Source organism: Fluviicoccus keumensis (assembly GCF_004217445.1).
GTDB lineage: Bacteria > Pseudomonadota > Gammaproteobacteria > Pseudomonadales > Moraxellaceae > Fluviicoccus > Fluviicoccus keumensis.
In genome coordinates this window covers 597,484-615,773 of record NZ_SHKX01000011.1, presented here as the reverse complement: position 1 = coordinate 615,773, position 18,290 = coordinate 597,484, and the positions used below count along the sequence as shown (strand labels likewise).

Genomic DNA, 18,290 nt, shown 5'->3' with positions numbered 1-18,290 from the left:
CAACACCACCAAACAGGAGAAGCCAAGCACCAAAAAAGCTGCTTAAATGAACAACCCGCCGGGGGCGGGTGTCAGGTGAATACTGTCACTGTACAATAAATACTTGAAATATTCATTTACTCCACCGCAAAATTCTCTGTTGACGCCATCATTAACACTTGTCGCACTAAAATTTGAAATACTAATTATGGAGTTTTTTTTGAATTTAAATTGCTTTTCCACATATTTATTTTTAGAAAAATCAAAAGAATCATTATTAATTGGCACTCCGCCAGCTCTCCAATACTTAACAACTCCGGTCAAGTAGTTGACACTTGTGCCAAAAGTGTGATTTTCATCTATATGATTGATTGTATATGATGCATAACCGACTTTTTCTACGCCTACCAAGTAGAAGTCGTTTCTTTCTTTCTTAAATTTATAGATTGAAACATTACGCGAACAGCAACCACTATGATTAGTCTCTGTTACAATAATAGATTTATTATCTATGTGAATTTCAGAATCGTTATTTCGTCGAGAGTAGTACTGCCATGGTTTTGAGTATGTAATTACAAAATATTTCTTTGGACTAACCTCCTTGAGTAAAACCAATGTTAAGTCAGCATCAGGCTCAGGAACGTCTTCATCAGCACCATTCTTAATAAGTGCACCTATATAACTAGCACCACTTTCATCAAGACCTCCTGTCGCAAGTGCCTCAACTTTTGAATTAGGGTACATCTCAATAACTTTTTCAATAAGAAAATCTTCGTTATTCGATAACGCAGAATTTCCATAAAAAAGAAACAACAAAATTATTTTCTTCATAAAACTCAAATATCCGCCAATATTTCGACCACAGAGCAAGCATAGCAAGCAGTTCGCCCAACAGGATTTAGTCCCATGTTTTTTAAAAAAAATTAGCAATTTGCAAGACATGAGCGCCTTGCATTGCATTGCTATGCGAACTAAATCCATGGGACGCTATGCTTGAAAGCTAGCAGTGCGGGCCAACCTCGTCAACTGAGCCCCTCACTAATCCTCACAGCCAATTCCGCTTCCGCAACTTCAGCAGACGCATCCAATCACCGCTTCAACTCATAAACACACATATTCACCGCCGTCGCCAGATTCAGCGACTCAATAGCCCCGCCCCCGGCAATGGTGAACGGCCGCGCCCGCATGGCCGCCAGCGCATCGCGAGGCACACCGCGCGCCTCGTTGCCAAAGACATAGCAATCATGCCCGGCAAACGCGGCATCACTCAACGGTTTACCCGTCATATCCAGACAGGCAATGGATGAATAACGTCCCGGCAGACTGTCCAACGGCACATCCAGCTCCAGCGGCACGTGGAAGATCGCGCCCATACTAGCCCTCACCACCTTGGGATTGAAAGGATCGACACTGCCCGGACTCAGCAGGCAGCGAAAACCGCCGAACCAGCCCAGCGTGCGCAGGATGGTGCCCAGATTGCCGGGGTCCTGCACTTCGTAAAGGTACACGGCCTTGTCGCCATCCGACGATCCGGACGCCGCCAGCAAGGGCGCGACCGCGAGGATGCCTTGCGGCGTCTGCGTATCCGCCATGGCCGTCATCTGCTTAGGCGTCACCACGGTCTTGCGGAACGGGGTCGGCCAGTCGGCGTAGGGCTCGGTCACATACAACCGCGATTCGCGCAGTTCCGGCCGGGTCAGCGCAGCTTTCTGCAACTCCAGCACCAGATGTTCGCCTTCCACCAGGAAATGCCCGAGGGCTTCGCGGTACTTTTTCTGGTGCAGCTTGCGGATCTCGTCGAAGGTCACGCTGCGTTCTCCGCACGGGCCACCATATCCAGCGCCACCGCTTCGGCCACCTTGATGCCGTCCACGCCCGCGGACAGGATGCCCCCGGCATATCCCGCGCCTTCCCCGGCCGGATACAGGCCGATGGTGTTCAGGCTTTGCAAGCTATGGTTGTCGCGGGTAATGCGCACCGGCGACGACGTACGGGTTTCAATGCCGGTCAGCACGGCATCGTCGCGGTCAAACCCGCGAATCTGCTTGCCGAACTCGGGCAAGGCCTCGCGGATGGCTTCAATCACGTAGGGCGGCAACGATTCCGCCAGATCACCCAGCTTCACGCCGGGTTTGTAGGAGGGTTCCACGTCGCCGAAGGCGCTGGACGGCACGCCTTTGATGAAATCGCCCACCAACTGGCCGGGAGCGCAATAATCACGGCCGCCCAGTTCGAAGGCCTTCGATTCCAGCTGTTCCTGGAACTCGACACCGGCCAGCGGGCCACCGGGAAAATCCTGCTCAGGACTGATGCCGACCACGATACCGGCGTTGGCGTTACGCTCGTTGCGGGAATACTGGCTCATGCCGTTGGTTACCACCCGGTTCGGTTCGGAGGTTGCGGCCACCACGGTACCGCCCGGACACATGCAGAAACTGTAGACCGCGCGACCATTCCTGGCGTGATAGACCAGCTTGTAATCCGCCGCCCCCAGCGCCGGATGCCCGGCGTACTTGCCCAAGCGCGCGCTGTCGATCAGCGATTGCGGATGCTCGATGCGGAAGCCGACGGCAAACGGCTTGGCCTCGATATGCACGCCGCGACGGTGCAGCAGACGGAAGGTATCGCGCGAGCTGTGGCCCAGGGCCAGCACCACATGCTGGCTGCGCAGTTCTTCGCCGTTGTCCAGCACCACGCCTTGCATGCGGCCGTTGTCAATCAGCAGGTCGGTAACCCGGCTCTGGAAACGGACTTCCCCGCCCAGGGCGCGGATTTCCTCGCGCATGGTCGATACCACACCGGTCAGGCGGAAAGTGCCAATGTGCGGCTTGCTGACGAACAGGATTTCTTCCGGCGCTCCGGCGCGCACGAACTCCTGCATCACCTTGCGGCCATAGAACTTGGGGTCCTTAATCTGGCTGTAAAGCTTGCCGTCAGAGAACAGGCCCGCCCCGCCCTCGCCGAACTGCACGTTGGATTCCGGCGACAACGTCTTGTTCCGCCACAGCGCCCAGGTATCCTTGGTGCGCTGCCGCACTTCCTTGCCGCGCTCCAGCACGATCGGCCTGAACCCCATCTGCGCCAGCGTCAACGCCGCGAACAGGCCGCAAGGGCCGAAACCGATGACGATGGGCCGCTCGGACAAGCCTTCAGGCGCCTTGGCGACCGGATGATAGGACGTGTCCGGCGCGGGACGGATATGCGGATCGCTGACAAAGCGCTCCAGCAGCTTGTCGACGTTGCGGGCCTGCAAATCAATGATGTAAACGAATTTGATCTCGCTGCCTTTCTTGCGCGCGTCATAGCTGCGCTTGAACACGGTGAAATCCAGCAGGTCGGCGTCATTGATCTTCAGGCGCGCCACGATGGCTTTGCGCAGGTCGGCGTCGGTATGGTCCAGCGGCAGGGCAAGTTCGGTAATACGGATCATGGCGGGTTCCCGGCCGGTGTTATCCGGCAAAGGTAAGGTGATCGAAGGTATGGGGCGATATTGTACCCCTTGCACGGGGCGGCGTCATGACGGTAGAGCCGCTCTTTAGCCGAAGAACAATCCCGCCGCCAGCAGCAACGGCGTCAGCAGGTTGATCACCACATTCAGCCCCATGGAAGGAATCAGCGCCGGAATGTCATCGGCGTGCTGTCCGGCGAAACGGTAGATGCGCCAGCCGATCAATGCGGTGGCCAGCGTTACCAGCGCGGCGGGCGGCAACCAATGGCCGATCACACCGGCGACAATGGAGCCGTAACACACCAGCAGCAAAACCCCGTACAAGCGCACGCTGGCCTGGCGGCCAAAGGCAATGGGAAAGTGACGACGGCCAACCTGCTTGTCGGCCTCAACGTCCGGGAACTGGTTCAGCAGCAACAGGTTGCTGGTCATGCAGGTCAAGGGCAGCGAAGCGACAAAGGAACTGACACTGTATTGGCCGGTCAGTGCGAAATGGGCGCCCATCACCATCAGCACGCCAAAACCCAGGCCGGGCGCAATCAGGCACATCAGCGGATTGTTGACCCACCAGATCGTGTAGGTCACCACCAGCACCAACCCGAAGATGCCCAGGGGCAGCAACTGCCAGCCATGCAGCCAGACAAAATACAGACCGATCAGCGCCGTCCCCGCCAGCGATCCCACGGATATCGCCAGCGCCAGCTTCATCAACTCGGGTCGGCCCGGCAAGGTGCCGCTGCCGCCGCTGAAGGCGGTACGCGCTGTCAGCTTGTCCAGACCGCTGCGGCAATCGAAGTATTCATTGAAGGCATTGACGCTGATGTGGGCCAGAACCGCTCCCAGAATCACCAACGCCACATTCAGGCCGGACAACGCATGCCCTTCCCATTGGGCCACCGCCACGCCCACCAGTACGCAGGCCGGAGCCAGGATCAGGAACGGCAGACGGATGATGCCCAGCACATCTCGAATCATTTAATATCCAATAATAACAATGGATTACTGAATAATCTTCAGCAACTGCTCATCCGCTGCCTGATGTTCGTGCTTGCTGTCATCGCCGCAGATTTCGCCATCCTGCTTGGTGCCCCGGTCAATGTAGCCGGTGCGTTCGTGGGGCGGCAGGTTCTTCAGCTCCCAGGCCAGCATGGCCTGCATGCAGGTTTCCCGCTGTTCACGGGTCAGGCGCTCACCACCGGGCCACTTGCCCAGTTCAATCGCCAGGCGCAGTTTGGCCACGATGTCGGGATTGAGGGCGGCCAGCATCGCCGCGATGGTTTGCTCATTCACTGTCGTCGTCTCCGGTAATGGGGCTGCCCCAGCCGAGCTTGGTGCGGCAGGCGGCGTAAAAGTCGTAGCCGGGCGGATGGATCAGCCGCAGCTTGAAGGGATGCTTCTTGATGTACAGCCAGTCGCCGGGGTTCAGGTTGATGCCGGAATGACCGTCAGGGCTGACCATGGGACGAATGCGGGTTTCACAAATGCGGATCTTGATCTCGCTGTTGCCGTCCACCACGATGGGACGGCTGGACAGCGTATGGGGATGCATCGGCACCACCACGATGGCATCCAGTTTCGGGTGCATGATCGGTCCGCCGCCGGACAAGGCATAGGCCGTTGAACCGGTCGGCGTGGCGATGATCAGGCCGTCGGAGCGCTGGCGATAGACAAACTCGCCTTCCACATACAGTTCGAATTCGATCATGTGCACCGATTTACCGGCGTGCAGCACGACATCGTTCAACGCCACGGACTCGCTCACCGGACTGCCGTTGGAGCGTACCTCCAGATTCAGCAGGAAGCGATGGTCCATGGTGTAGTTGCCCGAAAGCACCTCGGACACCTTGGTGATCAGCTCGTCGGGGGAAATATCGGTCAGGAAACCCAGGCGGCCGCGGTTGACGCCCAGCACCGGGGTCTTGAAACGAGCCAGGGCGCGGGCGGCGTGCAACAGCGAGCCGTCGCCACCCACCACGATCACCAGGTCGCACATCTCGCCCATCAGCGCGCGCGAACACACCTGCTGGCTCATCGAAGGCATCAGCCGCGCGGTGTCTTCGTCATAGATGACCTTGGCGCCCGCATCGACCAGATACTTCTCCAGCACATCCAGGGTCTGTACCACCGAGGCCTTGCCGGGACGCCCCACCAGGCCGATATTGCGAAAGGTTTCTCTGCTCATCCTGTTTCCAGATTGGACTGTCTCTGCTCGGGACTGAGATTCCAGAGACCGCCCGTCAGCACCGAGGCCCGGAAACCGAGCACGCCCAGCATGAAGGCGGCGGCGGCACTGCGCTGCTCACTGAAGGAATAAACGACATAGTGCAGGTCCTGCGGCAATTGCAGGGCCTTATGGCGAAGATCCTGAAGCGGCATCGAGATCGCCTCCCGAAGATGCCCCTGCTTATACTCCTCGGGCAGCCGCACATCAAGCCATTGGCCCTTTCCGGAGGAAACCAGCCGTTCAGCCGATGCGAAATCCAGCGCCGCCAGACTGGGGCTTTTCAACAGCCGGTCAAAGTCCTGCTTTTCCAGCCGCATCAGCACGCCATCCTCCAGCATGATGACGTCGGCATTCCGGGGGGCGTCCTGCAATAACGCTTCCTCACCGAAATACTCACCCTTGCCCAGATAGGCGACCACGGTCGCCGCACCGCCCTCATGCTGAACAACCTTGGCGCGGCCTTCGCGGATGAAATAGCAGCAATCCGCTTCCGCCCCCTGATGAATGATTTGCTCCCCGTCGGCTACCGGCCGGGGCGTCATGGCCCGTATCAGCGCCAGGATATTCATCGGCGGCACGCTGTGGAATACGCGGGACTGCAGCAAGCGCAGCACCCAGTCCCGATCAATGTCGCCCGGCAGCTCGGCAAACAGGGTTTGCGCCAGGCTGGACAGGCTTTGCTCCCACAGCAGCGCGTCATAAAGCCGTTGCTGGTTCACGGCCAGGATATTCACCGTTGTCAGGGCGGTAGCGGTGAACTGGCGCGGATTACCCGGGGCCAGGGCGTGGTTGGCGGCGACATCCGTGGCATCCACCATGGCCACCTCGCCGTCATGGGCGATCAATTCAACCTGACCGCTCAGCAGGAAAACGCTTTGCACCTGCGGGTCGCCAAAACGGAACAACACGCTGCCGGCGGGCAATGACTGGATGCGGCAACCGGCCACCACTTCCTGCAAGCGCGTGCGGGTCAGGGCGTTCAACGGGACAAAGTTATGCAGTACGTCCAGATTCAGACTGTTACGGAACATGGGCAGCCTCCTACTGGAACTTCAGGACGTTAAGGATGGCGGTGTCAGCGCCCTGATGACGGGCGCAGCGGTCCGACTGTCCCGAAACGAATTTGGCCGGGGAATCCACCCGGATCAGCCGGGCGTTGCAACAGGCGCCTTCTCCGATGCTCGCCAGACAGCGCGGGTTTTCAAAATGCCGGATCCATTCGCGGTAATGCTCCTCGCTGACCAGGCATTTCCTGGCCACATACGCCGGCGGATTGCGGGTGTACGACGCCAGATCATCCACCGGCACCGACAGGTTGCCTACGCCGGGGTGATACACCACAAAACTCATCCCCATGCCCTGAAGCTCGCGCAAATAACTGTCGGCGGAAGACTCGGCGATGCGCGCCTGCTCCGCCCTTTCGGCCTCCAGGCTCTTCTCCAGTTCCGCCAGTTGGTGATCCCGCTCTTCCAGCTCCGCCTGCAAGGATTTGACGGTCAACAGGTGGCGGTTGGCCTCGTCGTCAAGGCGACGATCCATCGCCAGCACCAGCTCGGTTTCCCGCCGTGACAACCGTGAAGCAAACTCCTGCTCCTTGGCTTCCAGCAACACCGCAACCTGCTGCTGGGCTTCCCCGGCCTTGCTCAGGGCGGCTTGCAATTCTTTCAGCTTGCGTTCGTTCTCGGTCCGCTCGCTTTTCAAGGAACTTTCTATGCCTGACAGGCTGATAATCTGGCTGTGCAAGGCCTCCATCCGCTCAAGCTGGGCATCCAGTTGCGTTTTCAGCGTGCGTTGCTGCTCCACCAGTTTCTGGTTCTGGGTCTGAAGAATGTCCAGTTGTTGCTGGTGAACGTAGGCTTGCTCGTTGACGGTCTGCTCACGCTCGGTGGTCAACGTTTGCAATTTCAGCAGCAAATCACTGACCTGCTGCTGCAAGGCTTCGGTTTCCGCCGGCAGGTGTGGCAGATCCGATTCCCACGGTTGCGGCACCAGATCAGCGGTGGACAGCACCGGAATATTGGTTTCGGTCAGGGCGGGCCGACGGGCGCGGATGCCGAAGCGCTCACAGGCGGACGGCAGCGCCTCGCGGATCTGCTCGAAGGTATTCAGGTCATCGCGCAGCACAGGGTCCCACAAGCGCGGCGCGTGCCATGAGACCGGACACTGGCTGCGGCACGCGAGGCGGATGGGGCCGCGCCCCATGTCCGGCCCCAGACCGGCCACTTCCACCAGGTGACTCAGCGGGATATTCCATCCGGCCTCGGCAAAACCCTGCCGGTCAAAGCGGATGGTGAACAGCACACATCCCTTGATGGTCAGGCTGTCATCAATCTGGATATACGCGCCCTTCTTTTCCTCGCGCGCGTACTGGGCCTGCGGCACCATGCCGCTCAGCGTCACGTCAAAATCTTCATACAGCATGGACTTGGCGATATCTTCGCCATCCCAGAACATCAGCAGTTCCTGGAACACGGCGGTGGACTGCAACATGGCGACTCCCGACAATCCCTGAAGCGAGGGCGGACAATTTTGTGTTTATGCTTGTTTATATAGAGGACTGCCGGACACACGGCAAGCACTGTCGTCCCGGTAATGAGAACCGGGTCCGGAAAACTCCGCTTCAGCACGGGCGATGGCCGCGCATGAACGCCACAAACATTCGTGAAATCAATATTATTTCGCCAAAACCTCATTCGTCGCTTGTATGCGCCGGATGCCTCTGCTAGAAACTACAGATAAAAAATGCGGCAGGGTTTGCTATGCGTAAAATTTCCTTCTCCTGGAAGAGCGACTGGGTGTTCGCTCTTGCCATTTCCGCCGTCGTGGCCGCTTTATCTTCTTCCCCCGTGGTCGACAATCTGGAACGCTATGCCTACGACATGGGCGTGCGCTCCAGCCATCACGAACCGGGCGACAAGATTGCCGTCATCGCCATCGACGACCAGAGCATCAGCAACATCGGCCGCTGGCCCTGGCCGCGCAGCTACCTGGCGCAAATGATCGGTGCGCTGAATCAGGGCGGCGCCAAAGCCATCGGCCTACCGATCTTCCTGTCGGAGCCGCAGATCGATCCGGGCCTGAAATACCTGCGCGAACTCAACGAATTCTACGGCCAGAAACTGGCCAACCCGCCGCTGGGCGACAATCCCGATGTCGGCGAACTGGGGATGAAACTGGCCGAGGCCGAATCCGCGCTAAATACCGACCAGCAACTGGCCGATTCCATGGCCGCCGCCAAGAACGTCGTGTTGCCGATGCAGTTCGTGCTGGGACCCATGCAGGGACACCCTGACAAGCCGCTGCCGGATTTTGTGCAGCGCAACCAGGTCACCGCCATTGCTGACCGGATCGATGCCGCGAATACCGGCCGCCTGCCCCCGGAAACCAGTGAAGCGGTTCCGCCCATTGCGGAACTGGGCGGCAGTGCTGCCCTCCTCGGCCATCTCAGCATCAATCCCGACGAAGACGGCGGTATCCGCGCCGAGCCGCTGGTGGTGAGCTATGACGGCCAGTATTACCCCTCATTGTCGTTGATGCTGGCGGCGCGCAGCCTGAATCTCAAACCGGCCGATATTCATCTCAACCTTGGCGAAAGCGTCCAGATCGGCAAGCTGAAGATCAAGACCGATGAATTCTCGCAGATGCGCACCTATTACTACGGCGACATCAGCGATCACCCCCCGTTCACCGTTGACTCTTTCTACGACGTTGTCTCGGGCAAAATCCCGGTCAGCAAATACAAGGACAAGATCGTCATCATCGGCCCCACTGCTTACGGCTTGGGATCTCCGCAGGTGACGCCCATCTCTCCGGCCATGGAGCCCGCGTTGATCCTGGCGCACAACGTCGCCAGCATCCTCAACCAGAACTTCTATCTGGTGCCGGAATGGAGCTCGGCGCTGCGCTGGGGCCTGTTCCTGGTGGCGGCGCTGTACCTGATGCTGGGTTTGCCGCGTCTCAAGGCCAGTCAGGCCGCCGTTGCCTCGGTCGGGTTTGTCGTCGCCATCCTGATCGCGCACTTTACGCTGATGACCGGTTCCGCCACCTGGGTGCCGCTGATGCTGCCCGCCATCCTGGTGGTGCTGGGCCATGTGCTGATGACCACCAAGCACTACCTGATCACGGAACGCGCCAAGGCCCATTCCGATACCCAGTCGGCCGAATCGAACCGCCAGCTGGGTCTGGCGCTGCAACAGGCCGGTCAGCTGGACATGGCCTTCGAAAAATTCCGCAAGTGCCCGCGCGAAGAGTCCCTGCTGGATGTGCTGTACAACCTGGCCCTGGACTATGAACGCAAGCGCCAGTTCAACAAGGCGGTTTCCGTGTACCAGTATGCCGCCGAAATCAACCCGGATTTCCGCGACCTGAAGCAGAAACTGGCCCGTGCGCAAAAGCTGGAAGAAACCGTCATTTTCGGCGGCAGCTCCGCCAGCGCCTCCAACGCCACCATGATCATGGACCCCAACAGCGACGAGAAGCCGATGCTGGGCCGTTATCAGGTGGAAAAGGAACTGGGCAAGGGCGCCATGGGTGTGGTCTATCTGGGCAAGGACCCGAAAATCAACCGCGTGGTCGCCATCAAGACCATGGCGCTGAAGGACGAGTTCGAGGACGACGAGCTGGCCGAAGTCAAGGAGCGGTTTTTCCGCGAAGCCGAAACCGCCGGCCGTCTGAACCACCCCAATATCGTCACCATTTACGATGCGGGCGAAGAGCACGACCTGTGCTATATCGCCATGGAGTTCCTGAAAGGCCATGACCTGGCCCGTTATGTAAAGCCGGAAACCCTGCTGCCGGTGCCGAAGGTGATCAACATTATCCACAAGGCCGCGCTGGCCCTGGATTACGCGCACGAGTTCCATATCGTGCACCGCGACATCAAGCCCGCCAACATCATGTTCAACCCGGAAAACAGCGAGATCAAGATCACCGACTTCGGTATCGCCCGCATCACCGACTCCAGCAAGACCAAGACCGGCACCGTGCTGGGCACGCCCACCTACATGTCCCCGGAGCAACTGGCCGGACAGAAGGTGGATGGACGTTCCGACCTGTACAGCCTGGGCGTGATGTTCTACCAGATGCTGACCGGAACCGCGCCCTTCCGCGCGGAATCCATGGCCGCGCTGATGTTCAAGATCACCAACGAACCGCACCCTCCCCTGTTCAGCAAGCGTCCTGAACTGGAAACGCAACTCCCCTGCATCTCGGCAGTGATTGACCAAGCCCTGGCGAAAAACCCGGCAGACCGGTTCCAGACCGGTCGCGAGTTCGCCCGCGCCATCAAGAACTGCGTAGAATCGTGCGCCGGACACCAGCAGGAAAGCTGAACGGATGGCTGAACGGATATTGGCCCGCAACAAGAGGGTAAGGGGCGCGCCTTGAACAACATCAAGATATACGGCTTTACTGACACCGGAAAAACCCGGACCAGTAACGAAGACTGCATCCTTGCGCTGCCGGAAATCCCCGCCGCCATTTTGGCGGACGGGATGGGCGGACACAGCGCCGGTGAAGTCGCCAGTCGCACGGCCGTGGAAACCATTTCCGCCATCCTCCGGCAGACCATGCGCGGTATTTCCGCGCATGAGCGCCTGGAGTCTTCGGTGCAGGCCGCCCATTCCGTCATCCGGGAAAAAAGCCGTCAATCCATCCGCTGTCGCGGCATGGGCACGACCGTGGTCGTGGTGCTGGTTGACGGTAATGTCCTGCATTACGCCCATGTCGGCGACTCCCGCCTGTATCTGTTGCGTCGGGGTGATTTCCAGCAATTGACCCGCGACCACTCCCTGTTGCAGGAGTTCATCGATCAGGGTCTCTATACGCCGGAAGAAGCCCGGGAAAAGGTCTCCCGCAATATCCTGACGCGTGCGCTGGGCCTGGAGCCGCAAATCACCATGGATTACGGCCAGGTTTCCGTCCAGGCGGGCGATCGCTTCCTGATGTGCAGTGACGGTCTTTATGACATGCTGACCGAAAATGAAATGGCCGCCCTGTTGGGTCGTCCTCATGCCATTGATGAAGTCGGACTGGACATGGTGGAGCTAGCCAACGCGCGCGGCAGCAAGGATAATGTCTCGGTCATCATTCTTGCCGGCTTCTAGACCCACCATGCGTAAAATCGGATTCCTGGTTTCCTCCCTGCTGACGGCCGCCGCCGTTCATGCGGAAGTCACTGTTGAAGAAAAGCCCCTCAGCGGCGCGGTTCAGACCCGACCGGTTGCAACCGCCCAACCCCTGCAAAGCCAATCCATGGACAGCGCTCCGTCGGTCCAGTGGGATCTCTACCAGCAGGTACAGCAGTTGCAACAGGAAATCCGCCAGTTGCGCGGACAGCTGGAAGTACAGTCCAACCAGATTGAACGCCTGAAGCAGGATGCCCGCAGCCGCTATATTGACCTGGACCAGCGCATCACGCAGTTGAGCGCACGTCCGCCGGTTGCCGCCCCGACCGAAACACCGGCTCCAGTCGCCGCAACACCGGTCAATCCCGCGCCGACGGCGGCGGCAACCCCGGCCGCGACGACCGATACCGCCAAGGCTCCCTCTCCGGATGATGAAAAAAAGGCCTATTTCGCCGCGTATGAGGTCTACCGCAGCGGCGGCCCGAACAAGGCCATCAATCCGATGCGCGAGTTCATCAAGGCCTATCCGCAAAGCACTTATATTCCCGGCGCTTACTATTGGCTGGGCGAGTTTTATCTGGCGGCATCGCCGGCGGACGTGAACAATGCCCGCAAGAGCTTCAAGATTCTGGTGGAACAGTTCCCTGATACGCCAAAGGTGCCTTCCGCCCTGCTGAAACTGGCCAGCCTGGCGGACGTGGACGGCAAGACCGCGGACGCCGCCCGCTATCTGCAGGAAATCCTCAAGCGTTTCCCCGCCAGTGCGGAAGCCGCTTCCGCCAAGCAATGGCTGACGGAACACCACCAGCCGCTGCCCAAGGCCGACAAGCCCAAGCCGGCCAGTGACAGCAAGTCGCCCGCCAAGACGGAAAGCAAGGCCAAAGCCCCCGCCGCCGACGCCAAAGCAGCCGACAAACCGTCCAAGACCGACGCCGGCGTTAAACCCGAAAAGGCAGAAAAGGCCAAGCCGACGCATTAAGTTTGCTACAATCGCTTTTTTGCCCCCAACCCGGAGCGCCCTCGCCGCTCCGGGCTTCCTGACCGGTGTGCCTGCTACCTGATGTTGACCGACAATCTCCCGCGCGAACTGCGCATCACGGAAATCTTTCATTCGCTTCAGGGAGAAGCCCGCAGCGTCGGTGTTCCGACAGTCTTTGTGCGTTTGACCGGCTGCCCGCTGCGTTGCGTGTACTGTGACACCACTTACTCCTTCAGCGGCGGCGAGAAATTCTCGTTCGACGCGCTGTTGCAACAGATCCGCGCTTACCGCACGCCCGTTGTCTGCGTCACCGGCGGCGAACCGCTGGCGCAACCGAACTGCATCCCCTTTCTGAAACAGCTATGCGATGAAGGATTCCGGGTATCGCTGGAAACCGGCGGCGCCATGGACATCCGCGACGTCGACACGCGCGTTAGCCGGGTTGTGGACCTGAAAACGCCTGACTCCGGGGAAATGCATCGCAACCTCTATGAAAACATGGCGCTCCTGACCCGGCATGATCAGGTCAAGTTTGTCATCTGCAGCCGCAAGGATTATGAATGGGCGCGCTTCAAACTGGATGAATACCAACTGGCGGATCGCGCCGGCGATGTCCTGTTCTCGCCCAGCCACGGCCAGCTGGCCCCCCGCGAATTGGCGGAGTGGATTCTGGATGACCGCCTGCCGGTGCGTTTCCAGCTGCAATTGCACAAGTATCTTTGGAATAACGAACCCGGACACTGAACATGTCTCGTCATACCCGCCCCCGCGCCGTCGTCCTGCTCTCCGGCGGTCTGGATTCCGCCACCTGTCTGGCGATGGCCTCGGAAAAATACGACTGCTACGCCCTCAGCTTTGCCTACGGGCAGCGTCATAGCAGCGAACTGCTGGCGGCCGCCCGCCTGGCCGCCGCGATGAAGGCAGTGGAACACCGGGTTATCCGGCTGGATCTGGGCATGATCGGCGGCTCGGCCCTGACCGACAGTTCCATCGCGGTGCCGGAAGAGGAGTCCGTCGGTATTCCGGTGACCTATGTCCCGGCGCGCAATACCGTATTCCTGGCTTTCGCCCTGGGCTACGCCGAGGTGACGGATGCTGACGCAATTGTCATCGGGGTCAATGCCGTTGACTATTCGGGCTATCCGGACTGCCGCCCCGAGTTCATCGAGGCTTTTGCCAAAATGGCGGCGCTGGCCACCAAGGGCGGGGTCGAGGGTCATCCGGTGCGCATCGAAGCCCCGTTGCTGCACCTGACGAAGGGTGAAATCATTCATGCCGGATTGGCGCTGGGGGTCGACTACGGTCTGACCGTTTCCTGCTACCAGGCGGACGAAGACGGCCGGGCCTGCGGTAAATGCGACAGTTGCCGCTTGCGCGCCGCCGGATTCCGGGCGGCGGGCGTGCCCGATCCGACCCGTTATGCGACAAGCCCGTGACAGTTGCCGAAGAAGGTTGCAGCTGTCGGAATAACTCTGCTAAAACGTTTACCAGAAACCTGATTACCGGAAAACTTCATGGAAAAGCATCTCGTACTCGCCGCCCTGGGTGAAGACCGTACCGGCATCGTCGATGCCATCGCCGGAGCCGCCAGCGAGACCCGCTGCAACATCGCCGACAGCCGCATGGTAGTCATGGGGCAGGAATTCGCCATCATCATGATGGTCTCGGGCCCTTGGGACGCCGTCGCCAAATTTGAAGCCCAGATTCCCGTCCTGGAAAGCCGGCTGGGCCTTTCCATCGTGGTCAAGCGCACCAACCGCCGTGAACCGCAAAAGGAAGCCCTGCCCTACAACGTCAATGTCATTGCACTGGACAACCCCGGGATTGTGCATGAAATCGCCAATTTCTTCGCGGTGCAGGGTATCAACATCGAATCGCTGGAAACCAGCACCTACGCCGCGCCGCACACCGGATCGCCCATGTTTGCCCTGAACATGATCATCAACATCCCCGCGCGCATGCACATTGGGGTGCTGCGGGAAAACTTCATGCTTTTCTGCGACGATCGCAACCTTGATGCCATCATAGAACCCTACAAAAACTAACGAGATTACCTGCATGAGCCTTGCTATTGGCGACAACCTGCCCGCCCTGTCTGTTGCCGCTACCGGTAACCGCACAGTGGAACTGGCGGCCCTGAAGGGCGCCCCCGTCGTATTTTATTTCTATCCCCGCGACGCTACTCCCGGTTGCACCACGGAAGCGCAGCAGTTCCGTGACCTGATGCCGGAATTCGACCGGCTGAATTGCCGGGTTTTCGGGATTTCCCGCGACACGATGACTTCGCATGACCGCTTCAAGGCCAACGAATGCCTGCCCTTCGATCTGCTGAGTGACGCCGATGAAGCCATGTGCAAGGTTTTCGACGTGATCCGCATGAAAAACATGTACGGCAAGCAGGTTCTGGGACTGGAGCGCAGCACGTTCCTGTTCAACGCCGAAGGTGTGCTGGTGAAAGAATGGCGCAAGGTGAAGGCGCCCGGACACGCAGCCGAAGTGTTGCAGGCCGTTCAGGCGCTGTAAAAAAACCCGGCGGGCCGGATCAACCCGGATCCGGCCCGTATTTCCGTATCTCAAACCTGAACTCGCTTTCTCCTTCCTCCAGGCTGACGAGGGTATGCCCTGCCTGCCGCAGGAAGGCCCCAAAGTCACGCTTCGACCCCGCATCCGTCGTCAGCACGGTTAGCGATCCTCCGGGCGGCAAGGCATGCAACGCCTGCTTCAGCTTCAACAGCGGCATCGGGCAGCGCAGCCCGCGGGCATCCAGCAACATGTCGGCTCCTTAAGATTGCAAAAATGGTACAGGCCGGTTCGCGGCCATCACCGACAATGCCTGCAGCACGTTCGGGGCAGGTAATTATGAAGTTTTGGACAGGTTTCGCAATGGCTGTCATGCTGGCCTCCGCTCCCCACCTTGTTCGGGCAGGTGACCTGCCGGCGCTTGACAACTCCGCCACCCAGTCCTCGATTGATGAGTCCCGTCTGGGGGACGCCTTCCTGCGCAAGCTGCGCAACTCCACTCCGGTCATTGATGACCCCATGTTGCAGGCCTGGGTGGAAAACCTGTCCTATCAGTTGGCCTTCCATGCCGGTTTGCCGCAGCCCGCCCTCCAGGTCGTGATGATTCCGGATCGCAGTATTAATGCCTTTGCCGTTCCCGGCGGCATCATCGGCGTCAATGCCGGGCTGTTTCTTTATGCCGAGAATGAGTCGGAATTCGCCGCGGTCCTGGCGCATGAATTGGCGCACGTGCAACAAAAGCACTATTCACGCAGCGTTCAGGAAGCCGGTAACAGCAACTGGCTGTATCTGGGCGCACTGCTGGCGAGTATCGCGCTGGCAGCCTCCAGCAGCAGTGACGCCGGTATTGCACTGGGGATGTCGTCCCAGGCCGCCATGATCCAGCAGCAACTGGCCTACAGCCGCCAGCATGAACGTGAAGCCGATCGCATCGGCATGCAGACGCTGGTTTCCGCTGGCTATTCACCGATGGGGATGCCAGACTTTTTCGGGCGTCTTGAACGGGAATCCCGGCAAGTCGGCTTCCTGCCGGACTTTCTGCTGACCCACCCGCTGACCCAGGACCGCATCGCCGACAGCCTCAACCGCGCACGATCGTTGCCATTGAACGGCAGTACCGATTCGCGGGGCTACCGGTTGATCCGGATACGCCTGATGTCGCTGCTCAATTCGGCCGACAGTCAGATGCTGAACGGCTACCGCGAGCAAATCAAGCAGCATCCGGACCTGGAGGAAGCCCGCTTCGGATTGGCGCTGGCCTTATCCAACCTTCGCCAGTTCGATCAGGCGCGGGCGGAAATGGATGCCTTGCTGAAGCAGCACCCGGAAACCGTGGACTATATCGTGGCCCGCGCCGACATCGAGCTGGCCGACAATCATCCGGATGCCGCGCAGGCGCTGCTGCAAAAAGCGCTGGCGCTGACCCCGGATAGCGTAACCCTGCGTCTTTACGCCGCGCATGCCGCCATTCTCAACTTGCAACCGGATGCGGCCATGAACTGGCTGGAGCCCTTGAGCCGGTCCCGGGCGCAGGATCCGTCCGTATGGGAGCTGATGAGCGAAGCGGCTTTGCAGCGCAAGGACTCGGTCGGCGTTTTGCGAGGTCGTGCCGAACTGCGCTTCCTGACCGGTCAGGGAGATAAAGCCGTCAAGGATCTGGAACAGGCCATCCGGATGGCGAAGGGAAACTATCCGATGCAAGCCCGACTGCAGCAACGGCTCGATAAAATGCGGGAGCTGTCGGCGGACGACAAGGAAATCAAGTGAGCGCGTGCGTCTGACCGGACGTCCGGCCAGACGCACGCGCCACGCTTAGGCCTGACCGCCCCGAAGCCCGAGGATGGACTGCGCGCGCAGAAGCCGCAGGCGGGCCCGTAACTCGGCATCCTCCGCCTCCAGGCTCAGACGGCGCGCCAGACTGGCTTCCTGCAAATCACCTTCCCCCAACTCCCAAGCCCTTCCGGCCATAGCGGCTGATTGGCGGGCTTGCTGAAGTCCTTGCTGCGACTGCTCCCAAACGCCCAGCCCGAAGCGGACTTCCGCCAGCAGCTGATCCAGTTCGTGCTCCTGCATTTTCATCTCCGCCGCCTGCCGCGCCTCTGTCTGCGCCAGACGGGCCTGCGCCTCCCGCGTCAGTATGCGCCGCCTTTCTCCGCCCAGCGGGACGCTTACCGATACCCCGACGACCCGCTCGACCGGCAAGCCGTCACGCGCCGTGAAAACCCCCAGTACCGGATCCGGCAGACGTTCGGCGGAAGCACGGTCCGTCCGCAATGTATCCGTCCGTACTTGCGATCGGACAGCCTTGACCGCGGGCTGGGCCAGCAATATCTGCTGCATTCGCTCCTCCCCTGGCAACGCCGCCTCCGGCGTCGGCAATCCGGCATCCTTGATGCGCATCAAGCCCGGGTAATGATGCGCCAGGGTCTCTTCAGCCATTTGCTCCTGACGGTCCGACTCACGCTCCTGTACCTGCAGCCGGGCCATTTCCGCCTGTAACTGCACCTGATCACGCTGCGACAACTCCCCGGAACGAACCAGTCGGGATGTCTTGTCCAGTAGCTGGCTGTATTCCTGCAACTGCCGCACCAGCAGGGCGCGCCGTGCTTTGGCCTCGGCCCAATCGAACCACAGCCCCAGCGCCTCCTCCTTCAGGGTGCGCACCCCGTCCAGTCGACGGTAACCGGCTTGCTCGCGCATGGACGCCGCAATATCCCGGTCCAGTCTGCCCTTGCCCGGCAAGCGCCACCCGCGCTCCAGCCGCCAGGTCCACTCACCGGTGCTGCCGCCGGTCGACAGCTGGCGTTGCTGGAGTGTTCCGCCGGTTTGCCACTCATGCGGGGACGACTGCTGCAAATCCGCTTCGATCCCCGACAGCTCCGCCTCCGCCTGATTGACACGCCACTCGGGATTGCCCTGCAGCGATTGCTCCAGCTCTGCATCGGTCGGCATGGCGTTCGCCGTCATGGTCAACTGACCGGCAACACATACTGCTAACAAGAAATGCTTCATGAA

At 59.8% G+C, this 18,290-nt stretch carries 18 protein-coding genes; 8 read left to right on the top strand and 10 right to left on the bottom strand.

The features are described from left to right. Positions 1–42 precede the first annotated feature (42 nt). From EV700_RS08110 to EV700_RS08075, 8 genes are all read right to left on the bottom strand, one after another. Positions 43–810 (bottom strand): hypothetical protein, encoded by a 768-nt coding sequence (locus EV700_RS08110; RefSeq protein ID WP_130412553.1) that lies wholly within the window; start codon positions 808–810, stop codon positions 43–45. A 257-nt stretch (positions 811–1,067) separates the two neighbouring features. Then, positions 1,068–1,787, bottom strand: a complete 720-nt coding sequence (locus EV700_RS08105; RefSeq protein WP_130412551.1) for a TrmH family RNA methyltransferase — start codon at positions 1,785–1,787, stop codon at positions 1,068–1,070. Then, the gene (locus EV700_RS08100; protein ID WP_130412549.1) at positions 1,784–3,409 is read right to left on the bottom strand and encodes an NAD(P)/FAD-dependent oxidoreductase; all 1,626 of its coding nucleotides are present in this window, start codon (positions 3,407–3,409) and stop codon (positions 1,784–1,786) included. The genes EV700_RS08105 and EV700_RS08100 overlap by 4 nt, the downstream gene beginning before the upstream one ends. A gap of 105 nt (positions 3,410–3,514) precedes the next feature. Next, the gene (locus EV700_RS08095) at positions 3,515–4,402 is read right to left on the bottom strand and encodes a prenyltransferase (RefSeq protein ID WP_130412547.1); all 888 of its coding nucleotides are present in this window, start codon (positions 4,400–4,402) and stop codon (positions 3,515–3,517) included. A 24-nt stretch (positions 4,403–4,426) separates the two neighbouring features. Continuing rightward, positions 4,427–4,693, bottom strand: coding sequence for a YeaC family protein (locus EV700_RS08090; RefSeq protein ID WP_130412604.1), 267 nt, complete (start codon positions 4,691–4,693; stop codon positions 4,427–4,429). A 16-nt stretch (positions 4,694–4,709) separates the two neighbouring features. After that, a complete protein-coding gene (locus EV700_RS08085) occupies positions 4,710–5,609 on the bottom strand; it encodes an NAD(+) kinase (RefSeq protein WP_130412545.1) in 900 nt (299 codons plus the stop codon). Beyond that, positions 5,606–6,682 carry a cyclic nucleotide-binding domain-containing protein gene (locus EV700_RS08080; protein ID WP_130412543.1) on the bottom strand — a complete coding sequence of 359 codons (1,077 nt, stop codon included), beginning with the start codon at positions 6,680–6,682 and terminating at the stop codon, positions 5,606–5,608. Before EV700_RS08080 ends, EV700_RS08085 begins: the two co-directional genes overlap by 4 nt. Positions 6,683–6,692: 10 nt before the next feature. After that, on the bottom strand, positions 6,693–8,141 hold the full coding sequence (locus EV700_RS08075) for a hypothetical protein (protein ID WP_130412541.1): 1,449 nt from the start codon (positions 8,139–8,141) through the stop codon (positions 6,693–6,695). A 269-nt stretch (positions 8,142–8,410) separates the two neighbouring features. Between EV700_RS08075 and EV700_RS08070 the strand changes: the two genes are divergently transcribed. The 7 genes from EV700_RS08070 (at position 8,411) to EV700_RS08040 (ending at position 15,278) form a co-directional block, all read left to right on the top strand. Beyond that, positions 8,411–10,981 (top strand): CHASE2 domain-containing serine/threonine-protein kinase, encoded by a 2,571-nt coding sequence (locus EV700_RS08070; protein WP_130412539.1) that lies wholly within the window; start codon positions 8,411–8,413, stop codon positions 10,979–10,981. Positions 10,982–11,032: 51 nt separating this feature from the next. After that, positions 11,033–11,755, top strand: coding sequence for a Stp1/IreP family PP2C-type Ser/Thr phosphatase (locus EV700_RS08065; protein ID WP_165391385.1), 723 nt, complete (start codon positions 11,033–11,035; stop codon positions 11,753–11,755). Between the two features lie 7 nt (positions 11,756–11,762). After that, positions 11,763–12,755, top strand: coding sequence for a tol-pal system protein YbgF (gene ybgF, locus EV700_RS08060; RefSeq protein ID WP_165391384.1), 993 nt, complete (start codon positions 11,763–11,765; stop codon positions 12,753–12,755). 81 nt (positions 12,756–12,836) lie between these two features. Continuing rightward, the gene (gene queE / locus EV700_RS08055; protein WP_130412533.1) at positions 12,837–13,499 is read left to right on the top strand and encodes a 7-carboxy-7-deazaguanine synthase QueE; all 663 of its coding nucleotides are present in this window, start codon (positions 12,837–12,839) and stop codon (positions 13,497–13,499) included. A 2-nt stretch (positions 13,500–13,501) separates the two neighbouring features. Then, complete coding sequence (gene queC / locus EV700_RS08050; RefSeq protein WP_130412531.1) at positions 13,502–14,191, top strand: 7-cyano-7-deazaguanine synthase QueC; 690 nt, start codon at positions 13,502–13,504, stop codon at positions 14,189–14,191. 78 nt (positions 14,192–14,269) lie between these two features. Continuing rightward, positions 14,270–14,800, top strand: a complete 531-nt coding sequence (locus EV700_RS08045; protein ID WP_130412529.1) for a glycine cleavage system transcriptional repressor — start codon at positions 14,270–14,272, stop codon at positions 14,798–14,800. A 13-nt stretch (positions 14,801–14,813) separates the two neighbouring features. After that, positions 14,814–15,278: a peroxiredoxin gene (locus EV700_RS08040; protein ID WP_130412527.1), complete on the top strand. Its 465-nt coding sequence runs from the start codon at positions 14,814–14,816 to the stop codon at positions 15,276–15,278. Positions 15,279–15,297: 19 nt separating this feature from the next. Here EV700_RS08040 and EV700_RS08035 read toward each other — a convergent pair whose 3' ends face one another. After that, positions 15,298–15,528: a sulfurtransferase TusA family protein gene (locus EV700_RS08035; protein ID WP_130412525.1), complete on the bottom strand. Its 231-nt coding sequence runs from the start codon at positions 15,526–15,528 to the stop codon at positions 15,298–15,300. A gap of 110 nt (positions 15,529–15,638) precedes the next feature. On the opposite strand from EV700_RS08035, the gene EV700_RS08030 reads away from it, so the two are divergent. Continuing rightward, positions 15,639–17,042 (top strand): M48 family metalloprotease, encoded by a 1,404-nt coding sequence (locus tag EV700_RS08030; protein ID WP_165391383.1) that lies wholly within the window; start codon positions 15,639–15,641, stop codon positions 17,040–17,042. 45 nt (positions 17,043–17,087) lie between these two features. Here the strand turns inward: EV700_RS08030 and EV700_RS08025 are convergent, their stop codons facing one another. Then, on the bottom strand, positions 17,088–18,287 hold the full coding sequence (locus EV700_RS08025; protein ID WP_130412521.1) for a TolC family protein: 1,200 nt from the start codon (positions 18,285–18,287) through the stop codon (positions 17,088–17,090). Between the last annotated feature and the right edge of the window lie 3 nt (positions 18,288–18,290).